The organism is Thermus tenuipuniceus, from assembly GCF_002964845.1.
Lineage (GTDB): Bacteria > Deinococcota > Deinococci > Deinococcales > Thermaceae > Thermus > Thermus tenuipuniceus.
In genome coordinates this window covers 1-20045 of the sequence record NZ_KZ672959.1, presented here as the reverse complement: position 1 = coordinate 20045, position 20045 = coordinate 1, and the positions used below count along the sequence as shown (strand labels likewise).

The 20045-nt window shown below is 65.0% G+C and carries 19 protein-coding genes, 1 tRNA gene, 1 rRNA gene, 1 pseudogene and 1 CRISPR repeat array; of the genes and pseudogenes, 13 read left to right on the top strand and 9 right to left on the bottom strand.

What is annotated here, in order from left to right; all coding sequences use genetic code 11:
- The first annotated feature begins 1 nt into the window (after position 1).
- The 4 genes from csm3 to C2847_RS01765 are packed head-to-tail and all read left to right on the top strand — an operon-like array spanning position 2 to position 3932.
- A complete protein-coding gene (gene csm3, locus C2847_RS01780) occupies positions 2–736 on the top strand; it encodes a type III-A CRISPR-associated RAMP protein Csm3 (RefSeq protein WP_105316776.1) in 735 nt (244 codons plus the stop codon).
- The gene (gene csm4, locus C2847_RS01775; protein WP_105316775.1) at positions 733–1620 is read left to right on the top strand and encodes a type III-A CRISPR-associated RAMP protein Csm4; all 888 of its coding nucleotides are present in this window, start codon (positions 733–735) and stop codon (positions 1618–1620) included. Before csm3 ends, csm4 begins: the two co-directional genes overlap by 4 nt.
- A complete protein-coding gene (csm5, locus tag C2847_RS01770; RefSeq protein ID WP_105316774.1) occupies positions 1617–2756 on the top strand; it encodes a type III-A CRISPR-associated RAMP protein Csm5 in 1140 nt (379 codons plus the stop codon). The genes csm4 and csm5 overlap by 4 nt, the downstream gene beginning before the upstream one ends.
- A gap of 3 nt (positions 2757–2759) precedes the next feature.
- A complete protein-coding gene (locus C2847_RS01765) occupies positions 2760–3932 on the top strand; it encodes a TM1812 family CRISPR-associated protein (protein ID WP_105316773.1) in 1173 nt (390 codons plus the stop codon).
- Positions 3933–4089: 157 nt separating this feature from the next.
- On the opposite strand, the gene cas2 is transcribed toward C2847_RS01765, so the two are convergent.
- The 5 genes and pseudogenes from cas2 to C2847_RS01740 form a co-directional block, all read right to left on the bottom strand.
- Positions 4090–4359, bottom strand: a complete 270-nt coding sequence (gene cas2 / locus C2847_RS01760; protein WP_105316822.1) for a CRISPR-associated endonuclease Cas2 — start codon at positions 4357–4359, stop codon at positions 4090–4092.
- Between the two features lie 30 nt (positions 4360–4389).
- Positions 4390–6691: a CRISPR direct-repeat array (repeat unit 36 nt; unit sequence GTCGCAATCCCCTTACGGGGAAGCATCTCTTGCAAC).
- 371 nt (positions 6692–7062) lie between these two features.
- A pseudogene (gene cas1 / locus C2847_RS01755) lies at positions 7063–8009 on the bottom strand (CRISPR-associated endonuclease Cas1).
- Positions 8009–9214, bottom strand: coding sequence for a TIGR02710 family CRISPR-associated CARF protein (locus tag C2847_RS01750; RefSeq protein ID WP_105316772.1), 1206 nt, complete (start codon positions 9212–9214; stop codon positions 8009–8011). Before C2847_RS01750 ends, cas1 begins: the two are co-directional and overlap by 1 nt.
- Positions 9215–9252: 38 nt before the next feature.
- The gene (cas6, locus tag C2847_RS01745; RefSeq protein ID WP_105316771.1) at positions 9253–9987 is read right to left on the bottom strand and encodes a CRISPR-associated endoribonuclease Cas6; all 735 of its coding nucleotides are present in this window, start codon (positions 9985–9987) and stop codon (positions 9253–9255) included.
- 123 nt (positions 9988–10110) lie between these two features.
- A tRNA-Val gene (locus C2847_RS01740) sits at positions 10111–10185 on the bottom strand.
- A 91-nt stretch (positions 10186–10276) separates the two neighbouring features.
- On the opposite strand from C2847_RS01740, the gene C2847_RS01735 reads away from it, so the two are divergent.
- The 4 genes from C2847_RS01735 to C2847_RS01720 all read left to right on the top strand — a co-directional run bounded on the left by C2847_RS01735 (position 10277) and on the right by C2847_RS01720 (position 12991).
- Positions 10277–10996, top strand: coding sequence for a response regulator transcription factor (locus C2847_RS01735; protein ID WP_105316770.1), 720 nt, complete (start codon positions 10277–10279; stop codon positions 10994–10996).
- A complete protein-coding gene (locus C2847_RS01730) occupies positions 10993–11886 on the top strand; it encodes a sensor histidine kinase (RefSeq protein WP_105316769.1) in 894 nt (297 codons plus the stop codon). Before C2847_RS01735 ends, C2847_RS01730 begins: the two co-directional genes overlap by 4 nt.
- Positions 11887–11900: 14 nt before the next feature.
- Positions 11901–12563, top strand: coding sequence for a phosphate signaling complex protein PhoU (gene phoU, locus C2847_RS01725; protein ID WP_105316768.1), 663 nt, complete (start codon positions 11901–11903; stop codon positions 12561–12563).
- 38 nt (positions 12564–12601) lie between these two features.
- Entirely contained in the window at positions 12602–12991 is a 390-nt protein-coding gene (locus C2847_RS01720) for an iron chaperone (protein WP_105316767.1), read from the top strand.
- Here the strand turns inward: C2847_RS01720 and prfB are convergent.
- A protein-coding gene (prfB, locus tag C2847_RS01715; RefSeq protein ID WP_208619921.1) for a peptide chain release factor 2 occupies positions 12988–14086 on the bottom strand; the annotation gives its coding sequence in 2 pieces (ribosomal slippage) (positions 12988–14034 and positions 14036–14086; 1098 coding nt in all). The genes C2847_RS01720 and prfB overlap by 4 nt on opposite strands.
- A 92-nt stretch (positions 14087–14178) precedes the next feature.
- Here prfB and C2847_RS01710 point away from each other — a divergent pair.
- Positions 14179–14625, top strand: coding sequence for a hypothetical protein (locus C2847_RS01710; protein WP_105316765.1), 447 nt, complete (start codon positions 14179–14181; stop codon positions 14623–14625).
- Positions 14626–14643: 18 nt separating this feature from the next.
- On the opposite strand, the gene murA is transcribed toward C2847_RS01710, so the two are convergent.
- Complete coding sequence (murA, locus tag C2847_RS01705; protein ID WP_105316764.1) at positions 14644–15939, bottom strand: UDP-N-acetylglucosamine 1-carboxyvinyltransferase; 1296 nt, start codon at positions 15937–15939, stop codon at positions 14644–14646.
- A gap of 95 nt (positions 15940–16034) precedes the next feature.
- On the opposite strand from murA, the gene C2847_RS01700 reads away from it, so the two are divergent.
- Genes C2847_RS01700 through meaB form a run of 4 tightly spaced genes read left to right on the top strand, consistent with a single transcriptional unit; the run spans position 16035 to position 19422 of the window.
- A complete protein-coding gene (locus tag C2847_RS01700) occupies positions 16035–16247 on the top strand; it encodes a hypothetical protein (protein WP_015716565.1) in 213 nt (70 codons plus the stop codon).
- 1 nt (position 16248) lies between these two features.
- On the top strand, positions 16249–18066 hold the full coding sequence (locus tag C2847_RS01695) for a protein kinase domain-containing protein (protein WP_105316763.1): 1818 nt from the start codon (positions 16249–16251) through the stop codon (positions 18064–18066).
- 4 nt (positions 18067–18070) lie between these two features.
- Positions 18071–18445: a RidA family protein gene (locus tag C2847_RS01690; RefSeq protein WP_105316762.1), complete on the top strand. Its 375-nt coding sequence runs from the start codon at positions 18071–18073 to the stop codon at positions 18443–18445.
- Between the two features lie 32 nt (positions 18446–18477).
- Positions 18478–19422, top strand: coding sequence for a methylmalonyl Co-A mutase-associated GTPase MeaB (gene meaB / locus C2847_RS01685; RefSeq protein ID WP_105316761.1), 945 nt, complete (start codon positions 18478–18480; stop codon positions 19420–19422).
- On the opposite strand, the gene C2847_RS01680 is transcribed toward meaB, so the two are convergent.
- Together C2847_RS01680 and C2847_RS01675 are read right to left on the bottom strand one after the other, a co-directional pair.
- Positions 19419–19901: an NUDIX hydrolase gene (locus C2847_RS01680; RefSeq protein WP_105316760.1), complete on the bottom strand. Its 483-nt coding sequence runs from the start codon at positions 19899–19901 to the stop codon at positions 19419–19421. The genes meaB and C2847_RS01680 overlap by 4 nt on opposite strands.
- A gap of 91 nt (positions 19902–19992) precedes the next feature.
- Positions 19993–20045: ribosomal RNA gene (locus C2847_RS01675) — 16S ribosomal RNA — on the bottom strand; the annotation flags it as partial.

Below are 20045 nucleotides of genomic sequence, written 5' to 3'. Positions count from 1 at the left end.
TATGAAGCTCAGAGCTATCAAGCGCATCCGGGCCATTCTCCTGGCCAAAACCGGTTTAAGGATTGGCATGAGCCGGGACCAGATGGCCATCGGGGACCTGGACAACCCGGTAATCCGCAACCCCCTCACGGACGAGCCCTATATCCCCGGTTCCAGCCTGAAGGGCAAGCTCCGCTACCTCCTGGAGTGGAGCCTGGGCGGGGACTATATCCTCAAGGCCAAGGACAAACACGTGTTCGCCTCCGATGACCCTGAAGACCCCGTGGCCCGCATCTTCGGCCTGGCGCCGGAAAACGACGAAAAGGCCCTCAAGGTGGCCAGGAAACGGGGGCCCACCCGGCTTCTGGTGCGGGACGCCTACCTGACCCCAGACTCCAAGGAGGAGCTGGAGCGCACCGTGGCCCGGGGTGGGTACCTCACGGAGATCAAGCAGGAGGTGTTCATCCCCAGGCTCGGGGGAAACGCCAACCCCCGGACCACGGAGAGGGTGCCGGCGGGAAGCCGGTTTGCCGTGTCCATGACCTACCGGATCCTGGACGACAAGGATGAGGATTATTTCCAAAGGTACCTGATGCGGGCCCTCGAGCTTTTGGAGTTGGACGGGCTTGGGGGGCACATCAGCCGGGGGTATGGCCAGGTCTTCTTTTTGCACCCGCAAAAGCCCCTCGAGGAGCAGGAGGGACTTCCCATTAAAGAGCGCCTGGAGATCGAAACCCTATCCTTTGATTCCCTATGAGGGCTAAGGCTTTTTACCTTCGCTTCAAAGGGGGCTTGCGAAGCCTCCCCCGGGCCCCAACCCTCATGGGCCACCTGTTCTGGTGGTACCGTTACACCCACGGCCGCGAGGCCTTGGAAGAACTTTTGGAAAGGTACCGGAAAGGCCAGGTTTCCTTCCGGCTCTCCAGCGCCTTTCCTAGAGGTTGGCTTCCCCGCCCCCGCCTTTCCCCTCTGTTGGTGGAGGAGACCAGGCTGCGCAAAAACCTGAAATCCCTCCAGTTACTATCCCTGGAAACCTTCGCCAAGGTGGTGGAAAACGGAGAGGAGGCCCTCCTCCACGCTCCAGAGGTGGCCAACGACCCAAAGGACAGGCTAACCCCCCCGCTCCCCAAGCGGCTTCGGCGGGTAAGGGTGGGGGTGGACCGGGGCACGGGCGGGGCGCGGCAGGGGATTCTCTTTGCCCAAGACCTCCTCTTCCCCCAAGGGGAGTACGCCGTGTACACCCTGGGCGAAGCCCCCTTTCCCGTGCGGGAAGGACTGGAGTTTGTGGGGGAAATGGGCTATGGAGGGCTCGCCAGCGTGGGCCTGGGGGTTTTCCAGGTGGTAGGGGAGGAGGACGTGGAGCTTCCCGAGGCCCCTGGGGCCAATGCCTTCGTCACCTTGGCCCCGGGTCCCTTGGAGGGAGCCCTTTACTACGACCTCGAGGCCTACTGGGGCCGCCTGGGAGGGGGGTATGTGGGGGCCAAACCCTTCAAGAAGTCCTACCTGCGCACCAAGGAGGGGAGCGTGTACCGGGAAGACCCTGGGCCCAGGCTTTTGGACCTCACCCCTGACCCTCCTCCAGAGGCTGGGGCGAAGGTGTATGAGGTTCTCCAGGTTTTCCCCTTGGGGGTGAGGGTATGAGCTTCCTGGAAAGCTACCGCTTGGAGTTGGAGCTTTTAAGCCCGGTCCACGTGGGGACGGGGGAAGCGTTCCCCGCCTACGCCTACGTCCCAGATGCCTCCACCAAAACCGTACACATCCTGGACCCCTCCCTCCTCCTCCTGCACCTTTCCCCCGAGAGACGGCGGGCCTTCCTGACCAAGGTGGCCGAGGGGCCCAAGGGAGCCCAGGAGGTGCTCCGGTACCTCCACCTGCAGGGGCAGATCCCCAAGGAGGCCATCCTCCGGAGCCTGCCCGCCAGCAAGGCCTTCCTGGACACCGTTTTGGGGGCCCATCAGGAGGCGCTTCTGGAGTTCCGTCCCCTTCCCTACTCTCCTCTGGGCGCCTACCTTCCCGGCTCCAGCGTGAAAGGTGCCTTGCGCACCGCCTGGCTCTTCTGGAAGTTGGCGCAACGGGGAGAGGACCTGATCTTTGACAAGGGGCAGTGGGTATTCAGGAAGACCCGGGAGGAGCCTCGCATCCGGCCCCCAGAGAGCCCTAAGTTGGAACACAATCAGGATTTTGAGGGGGTGGCCCTGGGCTACGCCGACTGGGATAGGAACAAGCGCCGGTACAAACGGGACCTCTACCGCGACCCCTTCCGCGCGGTGCGGCTCACGGACTCGAGGCCTGGGGAAGGCTTCCTGAACCGAATCGGGGTATTTCACCCCAATGGCCAGATGGCGGGCATGCCCATCCTGGCGGAAACCTTCCGGCGCGGAAGCCGCTTTAGCTTCCTCTTCCGCTACCAGAAGGGCCTTGCCCAGCACCAAGGCGTGGCGGGGGCGGTGCCGCCCGAAGAGCTCAAGAAGGCCCTTCGGAAATATTACGGGGCGGTGGCGGAGTGGGAGCGGGGCTACGCCGAGGATCATGGGCTTGGGCGGGCCCTCGAGGTCTACCGGGAGCTGGAGGAGAGGTTAAAGGATGAGGAAGTCTTCCCCATCCGGGTGGGCTTTGGCTCGGGGCGGCTCAGCCTCCGCCTCGCCCTCCTCCTCCCCGAGGACTACCCGGAAGGCCAGGAGCCCAAAACCCGCAAGACCGCAGGGACCAAGGACCCCAAGGACGGCTACCCCTTGGGCTGGGCGGTGGGGCGGCTCGTGCCCCTAAGAAGGGAGTAAAGCGTGGAGAAAGTCGTTCTTTCCTTTCTCGGTACCGGCAACTACCAGGAGGTGCCCTACCGGCTGGACGGAGAGGTCTACACCACCCCCTACACCCAAGAGGCCCTGGCCCGGCACTACCCGGACCACACCCTAAAGGTCCTCCTCACGCAAAAGGCCAAAGAGAGGCACGGGGAGGCCCTGAGGGCCCGGGTGGCCTACGAGGAGGTACCCATCCCCGACGGGCGCACGGTGGAGGAGCTTTGGGGCATCTTCAACGCCATGGCCGAGGGGGTGCCCGAGGGGGCTCACCTGGTGCTGGACGTTTCCCACGGCTTTCGCTCCCAGCCCATCTTGGGCCTAGCAGTGGCCCACTTCCTGGAAGTGGCCAAAAGGGTGAGGGTAGAGCGCATCGTGTACGGCATCTTACTGGAGGAGGAGGCACGGGGGGAGTTCCTTGACCTCACCCCCTTCTTGGAGCTCCTCTCCTGGACAGAGGCCGCCAGGGACCTGGCCCGCTACGGTTTCGGCAGGCCCTTAGGACAGCTTCTCAAGAAGCTGCACCGCCAGAGCTGGCTCGAGAAGGAAGCCCAGGTACGAACCCTGGGCACCATGGGCAACACCCTAGACCAGCTGAGCCTTTCCCTGGAGCTTCTCCGGGTGAAGGAGGTGGGAAAACACGCCCGAAGACTCCTCGAGGCCCTGGGACGGGTAGAGGAAGACCTGGCCCGCCTTCCCCGGTCCCGGCCCCTGGGCCTCCTCCTCCGCCTATTGGAAACGCGCTACCGCCCCCTAACTGTTGAAGACCCCTTCTCCATAGAGGGCCTTCAAGCCCAAGCGGCCATGGTGGACCTCCTCTTGGAAACGGGAAGCCTAGCCCAGGCGGTGGCCCTCATGCGGGAGCTAGTGGTGAGCGTTGTATGCTTGGAGCGGGGCTTTGACCTCCTGGGGGAACGGGAAGCCGCCGAGGGGCTTCTGGGGTCTTGGAGCAAGAAGGCTAAGGCTGGAGCCAAGGGCCACCCTGGCGAGTTGGGGCAGCTTTGGGGCGAGCTCACCGACATCCGCAACGACACCCTCCACGCCAGCATGCGCCAAAACCCTACCCCGGCAGGGAGCCTCGAGGACCGCATCCGGCAGATTTGGCCTAAGATACGGGCTCTAGTGGGGGCGGCTAGCCTGGAAGCCGAAGGAACGTGAGGCCAGGGAAGCGCCCAAAATCCTCGTCAAAGCGCACTGGGGGCCCTTGCCGTAGCGAGGACCGACGGGCAGGCGCCAGGCCAGACATGGGTCGGAAAGCCAGGGCTCTGTTTTAGGGGCCTCGTCGTGGCGCAGGCCCCGGTAGGGTACCTGGCCCTCACACCACGTCAAAGCCTGGCTCCTCGTACACCGGTCCCACCCCCAGCACCTGCACCTCCCCCCAGACCCCGTAGATGCGCAGGGCGTCCTGGGAGAAGTCTAGAAGCCTTCTGGCCCGGAGCTTGAGGTCTTCCAAAAGCTTCTCGTCTAGGTAGCACTCAAACACGGAAAGCTGCACACGCTCCCCATAGCTTTTCAACAGGTTGGCCATCTTGACCCTGCGGTTGTCATCGGGGATGTCGTAAGCAATGGCATAGAGGCGCTTCATAAAAACAAAATACCCAGGCTGGTGGCCTGGGTCGCAATCCCCTTACGGGGAAGCATCTCTTGCAACTCGTGGACGGTCGTGTCACCGTCTTCGGGGACGCGACCGAGTCGCAATCCCCTTACGGGGAAGCATCTCTTGCAACGGGATGCCCTAGACACCGAGGCCGTGACCACGACGGAAAGGTCGCAATCCCCTTACGGGGAAGCATCTCTTGCAACGCCTAGCGCCCGGCAGGTGGACTGGGCCCTCGGGTGGCTCCGGTCGCAATCCCCTTACGGGGAAGCATCTCTTGCAACAGGTGGAGGTGGGGCAGGTGGTGGGCTTTCGCACCGCCGTGTCGCAATCCCCTTACGGGGAAGCATCTCTTGCAACCAACTAGCCACGTGGGAAGCCGCGGTTGAGAGGCTCGCGGGGGGTCGCAATCCCCTTACGGGGAAGCATCTCTTGCAACGCCATTGAAAGGCTCGCGGGGGAGGCTCCTCGCGAGGTAATGTCGCAATCCCCTTACGGGGAAGCATCTCTTGCAACCAGAGAGGAGGGTGCGGGACGCGGTGCTGCACCCTGAGGTCGTCGCAATCCCCTTACGGGGAAGCATCTCTTGCAACCCCTCGTGCGGGAGTTGGCCGGGGAGCTCAAGCTCCCCGTGTCGCAATCCCCTTACGGGGAAGCATCTCTTGCACTCTAGCGTTGCCGACCTAGACCAGGTGGAGGCGGATATTGTCGCAATCCCCTTACGGGGAAGCATCTCTTGCACTCATCGTGGAGGAGGGGGCGGACGAGCGGGAGCTTCGCCGCGTCGCAATCCCCTTACGGGGAAGCATCTCTTGCACTCGGGGATGAACGATAAGGTGAAGGCCGTCTGGGCCGACGCTGTCGCAATCCCCTTACGGGGAAGCATCTCTTGCACGCGGATATTCTGGGTCCTTTCTCCCGGGGGCGCGGCCCCGTCGCAATCCCCTTACGGGGAAGCATCTCTTGCACTGGTGGAACTTTCAGAAGAGGCTAATAGCCTCTATCTTGGTCGCAATCCCCTTACGGGGAAGCATCTCTTGCACCACTACCCTGTTGGGTCAGGGTTATGTCCCTGATCCCGGTCGCAATCCCCTTACGGGGAAGCATCTCTTGCAACAAGCCAATCCGTGAGCGGGCTCTGGACTTATGTCCCCCGTCGCAATCCCCTTACGGGGAAGCATCTCTTGCAACCTCCCGGAGAAGGGGGGTGAGTCATGATAAACCTTGAGGTCGCAATCCCCTTACGGGGAAGCATCTCTTGCAACGATAGCGTCTCTGCCATTCCCCCTCGGCGATGACCATGTCGCAATCCCCTTACGGGGAAGCATCTCTTGCAACCGCTGTTCGAGGAGGAGGAGGACCTGGGGGCGGCCACCTGGTCGCAATCCCCTTACGGGGAAGCATCTCTTGCAACTTACCGCTACCTGAGGTAGCGGTAGCGGTCCGCAAGGGCTCAGTCGCAATCCCCTTACGGGGAAGCATCTCTTGCAACAGGAACTGCTGGGCGGCGTTACCGCGTCCACGGACGTAGGTCGCAATCCCCTTACGGGGAAGCATCTCTTGCAACCAGGCTCAGCCCGCCAAGCGGCGTAAAGGGCCGCGCGTTGAGCCGTCGCAATCCCCTTACGGGGAAGCATCTCTTGCAACGGGTTTACCGGCCTCGCCTGGAGGTGAGGCGATGATCAGTCGCAATCCCCTTACGGGGAAGCATCTCTTGCAACGGGGACTCCATCAGGGTCCCCTCCCGCACCTACATGCGGGGTCGCAATCCCCTTACGGGGAAGCATCTCTTGCAACCGGGGGAGGTAGAAGATGGAGCTTAAGCGAGAGAAAGTCGCAATCCCCTTACGGGGAAGCATCTCTTGCAACCGGCTGGCCTCGCTCTTGGGACCCATCGCCACGCACGGGTGTCGCAATCCCCTTACGGGGAAGCATCTCTTGCAACTCTGCTCCTCTACCCGGGCCACCCTCTTGCCGGGGAAGAGTCGCAATCCCCTTACGGGGAAGCATCTCTTGCAACTCCTGGGGGGCCTCTGCCCCCCTCACCGGTGGCTACCTCATTCGTCGCAATCCCCTTACGGGGAAGCATCTCTTGCAACAGATAGTCAAGGCTCTGTCCTCCAGGCCGGATTTGCCGGTCGCAATCCCCTTACGGGGAAGCATCTCTTGCAACCGAAGAGTCCCGTCAAGAAGCGCAGGCCCTTGCTGAGGTCGCAATCCCCTTACGGGGAAGCATCTCTTGCAACTTGAGGAGGTCGGCGTGATGTTGCAGCACAAGGGCATCGTCGCAATCCCCTTACGGGGAAGCATCTCTTGCAACTGTACCCCCCTAAGAACACCGTCCCAGACAATGCTCCCAGAAGGGGGGTTTGTGAGAAGTATGAAGCTTGGAATATACACATGGCGAATAAGGGGGGTTTCGCAAGGTTTAGCCTCTTGCAAAGCCACTGGAGGAAGGGACGATAAGAAGGCGCAAATGCATATTGCCCTTGGGCAAGAGGAAAACAGGCTTTCAAGATCCCCGTCCGGCTAACCGGACACCCGGATTATACCACTTCTCTGCGATGGTGGAGTGAGTCAAAGCCATACCAAATAAATACCGTGCAGCACGCACGCTCCAATACTTACGGATTCCGCAGTATCCTTAGCAGCGCAACAAGGCAGATAAGTACAGTATTGGGCCCCACCCACCTAACCCCGAAGGAAAAAGGGGGTGTAGGGCTCCCCCTTAAGGATGGCGGCCTTCAGCCTGGCAGCCTGCACCTCCAGGAGCTCCCCGTAGGTTTTACGGAAACCCAGCGGATGCGTGGCCTCCTGCAGGAAGCGCTCTTCCAGAAGGGAGATAAGGATTCGCTTCCCCGCCTCCGAAAGGTAGACCCCGCCTTCCCGCATCTCCGCGTGCTCCAGACCAAGCCTTCCCCGCCTGAGGGCGCTCAGCACCACCTGGTCCACCACCGGGATGCGAAACTCCTCCATGAGGTCCAGGGCTAGGGCAGGGTTTCGCCGGCCTTCCGCATGGAGAAAGCCCACCTCCGGGTGCAGACCCGCAAGACGCACGGCCAGAAGAGCCCTCCCCAATAGGACCGCATAGCCGTAGGAAAGAGCAGCGTTCACCAAGTCCCGTGGGGGCCTTCGGTTCCGGCCCTGGAAACCCCATGGCCGGAGGAGCTGGGTGAGCCCCATGAAGTAGGCCCGGCTGCCAAACCCTTCCGCACCCCGCAGGGCCTCCAGATGGGGAGCCTCCTGCGCCTGAGCCAGGGCCTCGGCAAGCGCCTCCCCTCCTGGCAGGCCGTGGCGCTCCAGCACCGCCTTGGCGGTGCGCAGCTTGCCCACCACGAAAGCCCGGGCCAGGGGCAAGGGTTCTTGGGCCAGCTGGGCCCGCAGGTGGTGGGGGGGAGCTCAGAAAAGGAGGCGGCAAGCCCGTAGAGGAAGCCATCCTGGGAGAGGAAGTGCACGGGCGCCCCTTGCCTAAGCAGAAAGGCCAGGGCCGGGGTGGAGAGGCGCACGTTCCCCCAGACCACCACCTGCCGCACCTGGCGGGCGGGAAAAGAGCTCAAGACCATGCCTTCCCGCTCCACCAGGAACCTCCCTTGTCGCAGCCGCAAGGTGGCTCCTTGGTGAAGGAGGTGGAGGACCATCAGAACTTGGGCCAGGGAGGGAGGGGCCTGAGGCGGTCGTCCAAATCCCCGAGGAAATCACGAAGGCGCTGGTAGTCGGCCTCTTCCACAGGCCGGGTGCCGTGGGCCAGGATGCTCTCGTGCCGGCGGGCAAGAAGGGCCTGGAGACGGTTTTTCTGGCCGTAGAGCCGCTGCGCCAAGGTGCCCTGCTGGCTAAAGGCCAGGTCCAGCTCAAAGGCCGCCTCCAATAGCTCCATCAGTCCCCGTGGCCTGAGGATGCGTTCCCTAAGGGTTTCGGGAAAACCCTCGGGCCAGGTCCTAGGGTCCTTTAGGAGAAAGCCCAGGCGTTCGTGGATATCCGCCTCCGCCGCCAGCTCGAGGGCCCGGTACAGCCGGGCCAGGGCGTCGTCGTACCGCCCCAGGGCCGCCCTCCTCTCGGCGTTGGCCAGGAGGTCCTGGAGAAGGGGGAAGGTGGGCTTGGTGCCGGCCTCCACGATGGCCTCGAGGGCCCCCATCCCCTCCTCCAGCCCCTTGAGCACCCGCACCTTGGCCCCATGCCCCCAGGCCTCCGCCACCGCCAGGGCCACGGGGAGGTGCTTCTTGAGGAGGCCCAGGGCCTCCCGGTGCCGGAACCGGTCCCACTCCATGAGGGCCTCCACCACCCCCCGCAGGGCCCGGTAGAACCTTCCCTCTGAGGGGGATAGGGGCTTTTGCAAAAGAGCGTTCAGCTCCGCCAGGGCCACACCCAGGTTGAGGGCGTTCCAGGCCCGCACGAAGGCCCCCCACTCCCTGAGGCCAAACCGGCTGGTGGGATCTTCCAGGAGGCGAAGCTGCTCCTCCCCCGGCAACACCCGCCCCGTTTCCGGGTCCCGCCTGGCCCCGCCCACGTAGCTGAAGACCACGCCCCGGCCCGTGAGGGCCAGGACCAGGCCGGCCGCCATGGGCTTCGTGCCCCCGGTGAGGTCGGCCACGATGGCGCTTGCCTCCCATTCCAGGGCCTTCTTCAGGACCTTCACGGCCACCTGATAGGCCTCGAGGAGGCTCTCCGCATCCTCCATCAATAGGGTGTGGTGGCGGAAAGAGCCCCCGTAGTCCCGGATGAGCTCGGCGGCCACGGGGTACGTCTGCTGGCTGGCCACGAAGATGACCCCGCCCGGAGCGTGGTGGGTGAGGGCTTCCTCGAGGGGAGCCCGGGTGGTGCCCACGCTAAGGATGAGGACCTTCATGGACCCATTATCCGACCGGTCCTAGGGTGAGGAAAGCCTCACCCCTCCTCCTTCCTGGGCGAAAAGAGCTTTACCCGCCCGAGGCCCAAGGAGGTCTTGGCCCCCACCCCCGCATAAAACGCAAACCGGCCCAGGGCCCAGAGCCAAGACAGCTCCTCCTCCGTGGCCTTGGGGAGGTGGTAGACCACCCGGCCCACGAAGCCCACCGCCTCCACGTCTGCCTCTGCCCGCACCGTCTTCCCCTCGAACCAACGCACCCCCGTCCTCTCCAGGAGGGCCTCCCGCACCCCCTCAGGGGCAGGCAGGGAGGCCACGCCCTCCAGGCGCCTCAGGAGGCTTTCCAGGACCAGCCGGGGTTCGGGCAGGGGGTAGTGCACCCCCTTGCGCCGGAAGAGGGTGGGGCTAAAGAACCGTAGGGGCAGGTCGGGCCCCCCGGGGGCCTGGAAGAGGCGGGGGTAAGTGGTGAGGCCTGCCCAGGGATGCCCCTCCTGGAGCACCGCCCTTACCCGGAAGGGCTTGCCCAGGCGGATGGTCTGGCCCTCGAGGGCAAAGAGCCTGGGGGAAAGCCTCCCATAAAGCTCCTCCCGCAACAGGCTGATCCGGGCCCAGTACCCCCTCTCCCCTCCCCCAACCCCCAGGCTGAAGGGGTTTTCCCCCTGGTCGTGCACCTGGGGGGCGAGTTCTCGCAGGAGGCCGTAGAAGAATCCCCTGAGCCCCGCGGGCTTTGGGGGAGCGTCCCCCTCCAAAACCAAAACCAAGGAGGCCAGCAACATGCCCACGTTTTACCCATTTCGCGTCCCCTTGCCTAGCCTGGACCAAGCCAAGGGCCAAACCGGCGTATTGGGGTGAACAACGGAAAACCCGGGGTAACCCCCGGGTTTTCTCCCTTCCCATCCTGGTGGGCGGCGTAGGACTTGAACCTACGACCTCTCGCGTGTGAGGCGAGCGCTCTTCCGCTGAGCTAGCCGCCCCCAAGCCTTTTGCAGGGTAGCATGGGCCAAGGAGGCCTGTCAAGCAAGGATCCTGACCTTCCCCTGACAAGGCTCGGGCTAGACTAAGGTCGTGGCCACGGTCCTTGTGGTGGAGGACGAGCCAGCGGTGCGGCTTGGGGTGCGGCTGGCCTTGGAGAAAGCCGGACACAGGGTGCTGGAAGCGGTCACCGCCCAGGAAGCCTGGCCAAGATTGCGGGAGGCTGAAGCCGTGGTCCTGGACTGGATGCTTCCCGATGAACCCGGCACCCGGCTTCTGGAGCGTATGCGCCAAGGAGCCTACCCCGAGGTTCCCGTTCTCATGCTCACCGCCCGGGCCGAGGTGCGGGATCGAGTGGAGGGGCTTTCCCGCGGGGCCGACGACTACCTGGTCAAGCCCTTCGCCGTCGAGGAGCTTTTGGCCCGCCTCGAGGCCCTTCTGCGACGCTCGGGCAAGCGGAGGGTGCTCCGGCGCGGACCCCTGCTTTTGGACCTGGAGCGCAAGGAGGCCAGCCTGGAAGGCCAGCCCCTATCCCTCACCCGCCGGGAGTTTGAGCTCTTGGCTTTCCTGGCCCAGCGCCCGGGCCGGGTCTACTCCCGGGAGGAACTTCTGGAAGCGGTCTGGGGCCAGGACTACCTGGGTACCCCAAGGACGGTGGATCAGCACGTGCTCCAGCTCCGGGAGAAGCTGGGCGAAGACCCCAAGGCCCCTCGCTTTCTGGAAACCGTGCGGGGCATGGGGTACCGCTTCAAGGTGGTCCCAGAGGAGGTGAACCGGGCCCCCGGACCGGGGCTTCCTGAGGAGGAGGGGTGAGGGAGCTTCTGGCCGAGGCCTGGGAGGAGGCCTTGGAGGGCCTGGTCCTGCACCGGGACAGGCAGGTCCTCTACCTGAACCCCAAGGCAGAGGAGCTTTTGGGGGTGAGCCGGGAAAAGGTGGTGGGCCGCCCCCTTCTTTTGGCCCTTCGCGACCACCGCCTCGAGGCCCTGGCCCTCCACGGGGGCGAGCGCACCCTGGAGGTAAGGGGCCGCACCCTGCGGGCCAAGGCCCTTCCCGGCAGGCTCTACCTCCTGGACGAAACGGAGCTAAACCGGCGCCTGGAGGCCCTGGAGGAAGCCACCCAGGCCCTGGCCCACGAGCTCCGCACCCCCCTGGCGGGGATGGGGCCCCTCCTCGAGGCCCTCACCCCCAGGACCCCCCAGGAAAGGGAGGTGCTGGACCTGCTCAAGGCGGAGGTGGCCCGCCTTTCCCGGTTGGTGCGGGATCTTTCCCTTACCCAACCGGGCCCCCGGCGCACCTTCCTTCTGGAGGAGCTCTGGCCCCGTCTGGCAAAGCTCCTGGGGGAACGGCTAAAGGGGCGGCAGGTGGAGGTGAACCTCCCCCACACCCTCCACACCAACCCCGAGGCCCTCTTCCAGATCCTCCTCAACCTCCTGGACAACGCCCTCAAGTACGGCCGGGACCCCATCCGCCTCCTCTCCCGGGAGGAAGAAGGCCGCCTTTTTGTGGAGGTGCGCGACCAGGGGCCCGAGCTTCCCAACTACCAAGCCCTTTTCCTTCCCCGTCACCGGGGGTTCCAGGGGGGCGCCGGGCAGGGCCTGGGGCTCTATCTGGTGCGCCGCATCGCCCAGGGCCTGGGTGGGGAGGCCTATGCCCAAAGGGAGGGAGCCGAGAACGTTTTCGGCGTCAGCCTTCCCCTAAACTGAGGCAAGGAGGCAGCATGCGTGAGGTACTGGACAAGGCCTTGAACGAGTTGGTGGAGGAAACCCTGAGGATGCTTTCCCTGGTTCGGCAGATGACCCAGGAGGCCACCGAGGCCCTGGTGGAGGGGAATAAGGCCAAAGCGGAAGAGGTCATCGCCAGGGACCAGGAGGTGGATGCCCTGGAGCTGAAGATCGAAAACCAGGCCATTACCATCATCGCCCGGCACCAGCCCGTGGCCTCGGACCTTCGGCTGATCTTCACCATCATCAAGGCCCTCACCGACCTGGAACGGGCCGGGGACTACGCCATGCACGTGGCCGAGGACGCCCTCCTCTTGGCGCAGGAACCCCCCCTTAAGCGTTACGTCACCCTCCCCGAGATGGGCAAGAGGCTTTTGGAAATGATGGATACTCTGGGCAAGGCGGTGGCCGAGCAGGACCCCGGCCTTGCCCGCAAGGTGGTGGAGATGGACGACCAGGTGGATGGCCTCTACGAGGAGGTGACCCGGGAGCTCATCACCTACATGCTGGAAGACCCCCGCACCATCACCAAGGCCCTCACCCTCATGCGGGTGGCCCGCAGCTACGAGCGCCTGGGGGACCACCTGGAAAACGTGGGGGAAAGGGTGATCTACTGGCTTACCGGCGAGGGCTACAAGACCCCTGAGGACGTCTACTAAGTGCTCACGNCGGGGGGGGGGGTACTTAAGAGGGGCCCGTGGCGCGCGAGAAGCCCGGGTTAACCCCCGAGGAGCAGGCAGCCCTCACCGAGGCCGGGGTCCTGCGCACCATAGAAGCCTTCCCGGAACCCGACCGCACCCTGGCCCTGAGGCTCCATGCCCTCATCCAACGCTGGGCCCCAGGGCTTTCCCCAAGATTGGGGTACGGCATGCCCGCCTATGCCTGGAAGGGCAAGGTTTTGTGCTTCTTCCAGCCCGCCCACAAGTTCAAGACCCTCTACGCCACCTTGGGCTTCACCGATCTGGCCAAGCTGGACAAGGGTACCTTCTGGCCCGTGGCCTTCGCCTTGAAGGCCCTCGGCCAGGAGGAGGAAAAGGTTCGGGAACTCCTGCGCAAGGCCCTGGGAGAGGGCCTCGAGGAGGCCTAGTCGGCCTCCACCTCCTCCACCGCCTGGCGGCGGCCCGCCTTCCACTCCAGCCCCGCCCAGATGAAATCCAGAAGGTCCCCATCCAGGACGTTCTGGGGGTCAAAGCGCATGAGGCCCGTGCGGTGGTCCTTCACGTACTGCTTATCCAGGACGTAGCTCCGGATCTGGCTCCCCCACTCGATGGGCCGCACCTCGCCCCGGAGCTTCCTGAGCTCCTCCTGCTTCTTCCTCCACTCCAGCTCGTAAAGCCGGGAGCGGAGCACCTTCATGGCCAGCTCCTTGTTCTTGATCTGGCTCCGGGTGGTCTGGCAGGTGACGGTGATCCCCGTGGGCAGGTGAACGATGCGCACGGCGCTATCGGTGGTGTTCACCCCCTGGCCCCCGTGCCCCTGGGAGCGGAACACGTCGATGCGCAGGTCCTCGGGCCGGATCACCACCTCCACGGCGTCGTCCACCTCGGGCATCACCTCCACCCCGGCGAAGGAGGTGTGGCGGCGCCCCGAGGCGTCAAAGGGGGAGGGACGGACCAGGCGGTGAACCCCCGCCTCCGGGGCGAGAAGGCCATAGGCGTTCTCCCCCCGGACGATGATCTGAGCGTAGTCAATGCCCGCCTCCGCCCCAGGGGTCACGTCCACCACCTCCACCTGGAACCCCTGGCGCTCGGCGAAACGGGTGTACATCCGCAAAAGCATCTCCGCCCAGTCGCAGGCCTCCGTACCCCCAGCTCCCGGCTGGATGGTGAGGATGGCGTTCTTCTCCGCATGGGGGAAGGAAAGAAGCGTCTCGTGGTAAAGGCTTTCCAGCTTCTTGGCCGCCTCTAAAAGCTCAGGCCTAAGCGCCTCCCGCTCCTCTGCGGGAAACTCCTGCCACAGCTCCAGAAGGCCCTCGAGGTCGCTCTCCAGGGAGCGGAAGGTATCCACCGTACGCCGCAGGCGGGCGGCCTCCTGGCTTATCCGCCTAGCCTCCTCCGGGTTCTGCCAGAGAGCCGGGTCTTCCAGGCGTTTCTCCAACTCCTTTAAACGGGCTTCCTTACCGGGGATGTCAAAGATACCCCCGAAGGCTTTCCAAGCGGGTGGCGAGAAGGTCCAGGTCCATACCTTCTCCAGTATAGGGGATTCAGCAGGGAATCACAAGGACACTTTACATTATCACGCGCATATTTTATGCTAGCTAAAAGGGGGTAGGTTATGGAACTGAAGCGGCTGGTGGAGGAACTCCGTGCCCGCTTCCCTAAGGGCTTGGACGGGGAACGGGAGGGTTTGGTGCGCGCCCTGGCGGAAAAAGGAACCTCCCCCACCGAGGCCGAGAGGCTTGCCGAGGCCCTCGAGGCCCAAAGCTACGCCCACTACCTTCCAGGGGAAAAAGGCCGGTGGGTCTTCCTCTCCAAGCCCCTAGACCTCACCGCCCTCATGCGAACCCTGGACCAGGAGTACCGGGAGTTCGTGGGGGAAGGGGATGAGGAAGAGGAGGTCTTGGCCTTTCTTACCGCAAAGCTGGAAGGGGATCGGGCCGTGGCCCAGGAGGTTCTAGAGGCCCTACGACTGGCGGGCTACGTGGAAAAAGGATACAGCCCCGAGCTGGAGCGGGACCGTCTCATCTTCCACTTCCCGGAAGCCTTGCGCCTCCTTTCCTGAAGCATAGGGCCTAATCCCCTAGTCCGCCGCCAGGGCCAAGGGTACCTCCGCCAGGTTCACCCTGGCCCCTAAGGCCTTCAGGCGCTCCTCCAGGTGCTCATACCCCCGTTCCATAAAGTAGACCCCTTCGATCTCGGAAACCCCCTCGGCGCTCAGGGCGGCCACCACCAGCCCGCCCCCGGCGCGAATATCCAGGGCCTTCACCTGGGCCCCGTGCAACCGCTTCCCGTTCACCAGGAGGGTACGGTCCCGAAGGTAAAGCTCGGCCCCCATCCGGGCCAGCTCCCCCACATGGGTGAAGCGGTCCGGGTAAACCCGGTCCGTGATGGCGCTCTGCCCGGGAACCGTGGCCAGATAGGCGGTAACGATGGGCTGAAGATCCGTGGGGAAGCCGGGGTACTCCCGGGCCTCCACGAAGAAGGGCTTGGGATCCGGTACGGCCCAGAACCGCACCCAGTCCTTCCCCACCTCCACCCGGTGCCCGGACTGCTGAAGCTTATCCAAAAGGGCATCCAGGTGGTCGGGGCACACCTCCCTTAGGGTGATGGACCCCCGGGTGGCCGCCGCCGCCAGGAGGTAGGTGCCGGCCTCTATGCGATCGGGAATGATGCGGTAAGTACCCCCGCCAAGCTGCCTGGCACCCCGGATGTGCAAAATGGGGCTACCCAGGCCATGGACCTCCACCCCCAGCATCCGCAAGAAGTGGCCCAGGTCCTCCACCTCCGGTTCCATGGCCGCCTGCACCACGGTGGCCTCACCCCCAAGGGCCACCGCCAGCATGGCCTGCTCGGTTCCGCCCACCGTGGGCAGGTCGAAGACCACCCTCCCCGCCAGGGGACGGGTCCTGCGGGCGTAGAAGGTGTTCTCCTCCTCCACCACCTCGGCCCCCAGGGCCCGCAAGGCCTTCACGTGCTGGTCCACGGGCCTGGCCCCAAAGGCGCAGCCCCCCGGCAGGGAGATCCGCCCCTCCCCCACCCGGGCAAGGAGGGCCCCCCAGACGATGAAGCTGGCCCGCATCTGCCCCACCAGCTCATAGGGGGCATGGGTGTTCCGGATCTCCGGGGTGTGCAGGTGGAGGGTGCGTCCTTCCCACTGGTAACGGGTGCCCAGGTGGGAAAGAAGCTCCAGCATCACCTCCACGTCCCTCAGCCTGGGCACCTCCAGGAGGGTGATGGGCTCGGGGGTGAGAAGGCTGGCCGCCAGGATGGGCAAGGCAGCGTTTTTAGCCGGATAAATGCGCAACTCGCCGGAAAGGGGCTGGCCTCCCTCAATCCGCAAGATCCTGCTGCCCCGCCGAGAGTCCTTGAGCATCATACACACCTTACTCAAGGTGAGGATAAAAGGGACCATCCACATTGTCAAGATTGTCAAGGGCATGCGCTCTTTGCTACACTTTTTCAAGGGAAGGTATGCCCAAGAAGGAGAAGAAGCGGCTGCAGGTGGTCATCTCCGAGGAACAGGACGCCCTCCTCACCCGGGCGGCCTACGCCCTTTCCAGCCCCGAAAGGCTGGTTTCCAAGTCGGAGGTGGTGCGCCTGGCCATCGCCAAGATCGTGCAGGAGCTGGAGGGCAACAAGGAGGAGCTGGCCGAACTCCTGAAGCAGCTGGAGCCCGAGGAATAAAATGACGGGCATGGTCCTAGGCGGGCGGTACCGCCTCGAGGCCTCCTTGGGTTCTGGAGGCATGGCCGAGGTGTGGCGGGCGGTGGACGAGCGCCTGGGGCGCAAGGTGGCGGTGAAGCTCCTCCACCCCCGAGCCCTTCCCCCCGAGAGGGAGCGGTTTCTCCTGGAGGTGCGGGCCCTTTCCCGCCTCTTCCATCCGGGCATCGTCCAGGTGCTGGACCTGGGAGAGGTGGAGGGGCGCCCCTACTTCGTGATGGAGTTGGTGGAGGGGGGTACCTTTGACCGCCTCGGCCCCTTTGAGGAGGGCCCGGAAGGGGAAAGGATCCTAAAGGCGGCCATCCAGGTGATGGAAGCCCTGGCCCACCTCCACGCCCAGGGCATCCTTCACCGGGACCTCACCCCCAAGAACATCCTCCTCACCAAGGAGGGGCATCCCAAGGTCATGGACTTTGGCCTGGCCTACCTCTTGCAGGAAAGCCGCCACCTGACCCGCACCGGGTACACCCTGGGCACCCCCACCTACATGGCCCCGGAACAGGCCAAGGGCCTGCCCCTTACCCCCCGGGCTGACCTCTACAGCCTGGGGGCGGTCCTCTACCGCACCCTCACCGGCAAACCCCCCTTCGAGGGGGAAAATGATCAGGCGATCCTCTTCCAGCACGTCTACGAGCCCCCTAAGCCTCCCCAAACTTTGAACCCCACCATCCCTTCTGGGGTGGCGGAGGCGGTGCTTTCCCTTTTGGCCAAGCACCCGGAGGAAAGACCCTCCCACCCCAGCCTCTTCAAGAGCCCCCTGCAGGAGTTCCAGGCCCTTCGCCTTGCCACCCCCCGGGCCGGGTCCAGCCGCTCGGGCCACTACCCCCTGGCCCCTGACCCCCGCAGGCTTTCCCTGAAGGGGAAGGTGGACCTGGGAGGGGAGGCCGCCTGGCCCGGGGAGATGGTCTACGCCCACGGCCGGGTCTACCTGGGGGCAGGGCGGGGCTTGGTGGAGGTGGACCTCCTCTCGGGAACGGTACGCCGGGAAAACCTTCCCGAGGAGGTCACCGCTCCCCCGGTGGTGCGGGGTGGGGTATACGTGGCCGCCTGGGACGGCCGGGTGCGCCGCTTCAAGGCCCAGGCCCTGGAGTGGAGCGCTGACACGGGGGCAGAGATCACCGCCGCCCCCCTGGTCCTGGGGGAGCGGGTCTTCGTGGCCAGCCGGGACGGAAGCCTTTACGCCTTCGAACGGGGCCGCCTCCTCTACCGCTTCCAGGCGGGGGGGCACCTTTCCGCAAGCCCCACCTTCCACCGGGGCCTCCTCTTCCTGGCCTCGGAGGACGGGTTCCTCTACGCCCTGGACCCGGACACGGGCGCCTTGCGCTACAAGGTGAAAACCAGCCCTGTGCACGCCCCCGTGGCCGCCTACCGGGGGGTGCTCTTCATCCCCACCTGGGAGGGGGAGATCTACGCCTTTGACCCCTTGAGCCGGGAAACCCTCTGGAACACCGCCATGGAGGGCGAGATCTGGGGCGGGCTAGCCCTGGACGAGGAACGGGTCTATGTGGCCCCCTGGGACGGGGTCTTAAGGGCCCTGGACCAGGCCACGGGGGAGGAGGTGTGGAGCCTCGAGGTGGGCAAGGTGACGGCCGGCCTTTCCTATGCTGCCGGGCACGTATACGTGGCCACAGAGGAGGGGCGTTTCCTGGCGGTGGACCAAAGGGGCCAGGTGGTCTTTGAGGCCACGGGCCTGGGGGCGGTGCAGGTACCGCCTCTGCCCCTGGCCCAGGAGATCCTGGTGGCCAACCTGGCGGGGAAGCTCTTCCGCTTTGGCGTAGGATAGGAGCATGGAAGCGGTGAGCACGGACAAAGCCCCCCAGGCCATCGGCCCCTACTCCCAGGCGGTGCGGGCCGGGGGGTTGGTCTTCGTCTCCGGCCAGATCCCCTTAAGGCCCGACGGCGCCTTGGTGGAGGGGGATATCCGCACCCAAACGGAGCAGGTCATGGAGAACCTAAAGGCCATCCTCGAGGCCGCAGGCTCCAGCCTTTCCCGGGTGGTTCAAACCACCTGCTTCCTTTCGGACATGGAGGACTTTCCCCTTTTTAACGAGGTCTACGCCCGCTATTTCTCGCCCCCCTACCCGGCCCGGGCCACGGTGGCGGTGAAGGCCTTGCCCAGGGGGGTCCGGGTGGAGGTGGCCTGCGTGGCCCTGGCGGATTAAGGCACGAGGGCAAAAAAGCGTACAATATCGTTATGACGGTCCAGGAAGGCCACGCGGAAGAGCTTCTCCATCGCTTCCGCCAAGGGGATGTGCGGGCCCTGGCCCGGGCCCTCACTCTGGTGGAATCGGGACACCCCTTGGGCCAGGAGCTCCTCAAGCGCCTGCGGGGACAGGCCCGGGCCAAGGTGGTGGGCATCACGGGAAGCCCGGGAGCCGGCAAGAGCACCCTCACCGACCGACTGATCCTGGAGGCCAGGAAGCGGGGGGAGCGGGTGGGGGTCTTGGCCGTGGACCCCTCCAGCCCCTTCACCGGGGGGGCCATCCTGGGGGACCGGATCCGCATGATGCGCCACCATCAGGACCCTGGGGTCTACATCCGCTCCCTGGCTTCCAGAGGAGCCCTGGGGGGCCTGGCGGGGGCCACGGTGGCCGCCTTGGCCCTTCTGGAGGCCTTCGGCTTTGACCGCATCTTCGTGGAAACCGTGGGGGTGGGGCAAAGCGAGGTGGACATCGCCCGGGTGGCAGATACCACCCTTCTCGTCCTCACCCCAGCGGCGGGGGATGCGGTGCAGGCCTTCAAGGCTGGGGTCATGGAGATCGCCGACCTCTTCGCCGTGAACAAGTTTGACCTACCCGGCGGGGAGAGGATCATCCAGGAGCTGAAAAGCGCCCTGGAGCTGGCCCCTCCCCGGCCTGGGGGATGGCACCCTCCCATCTACCCCACGGTGGCGGCCACCGGGGAAGGGGTGGAGGCCCTCTTTGAGGGGCTGGAGGCCCATTACCAGCACCTCGTGGCCCACGGGCTCCTCGAGGCCCACCGCCTGGAGCGGGCCCGTTTTGAGGTGGAAAGCGTCATCCAGGAGTGGGGGCGGAAGAGGACCCAAGGCGCAGGCGACCTGGTAGCCCGGGTAGCCCGGGGGGAACTTTCCCCGGAGGAAGCCGCCTTGGCCCTTCTGGACCCGAAGACCCACCCCTAGGTCCCAGGCTCCGGGGAGGAATCCTGCCGGGAGGGACGCCAGCGGGCCAAGGCCTTTAAGAGCATCTCCCGCTCGTTGGGATAGGAAAGGCGCTCCAGGGCCTCCGAGGCAGGCAGGAAGAAGGCCTCCTCCACCTCGGTGAGCTGGGGCCTGGGTTCGCCCCCGCGATAGGCCATGAGAAAGTAGTGCACCTCCTTGCTCACCGTGACCGGTTCTCCTCCGTTCCGCACGGTGAAGTAGTAGCGCACCTTGCCCAAGGGGGAAACCACCGCCGCCTCCACCCCGGTTTCCTCCCGCACCTCCCGCACCGCCGTCTCCGGGTAACGCTCCCCGGGCTCCACCTGCCCCTTGGGAAGGGTCACCACCCGCCCTCCCTTCAGGGACACCGCCAATACCTCGGGAACCTTTCCCCGAAGGACCACGCCCCCGGCGGACACCACCCGCCTCCTGGCCACCCGGACCTGACGCTTCCTCAGCACGCTGTTCCGCCTCCTGGCAACAAAAAAGGGCGCCCGAAGGCGCCCCCAAAGGACCTCAAAAAGGGGAGAGCAGAGGCTTCATGCTCCTTAGAAAGGAGGTGATCCAGCCGCACCTTCCGGTACAGCTACCTTGTTACGACTTCG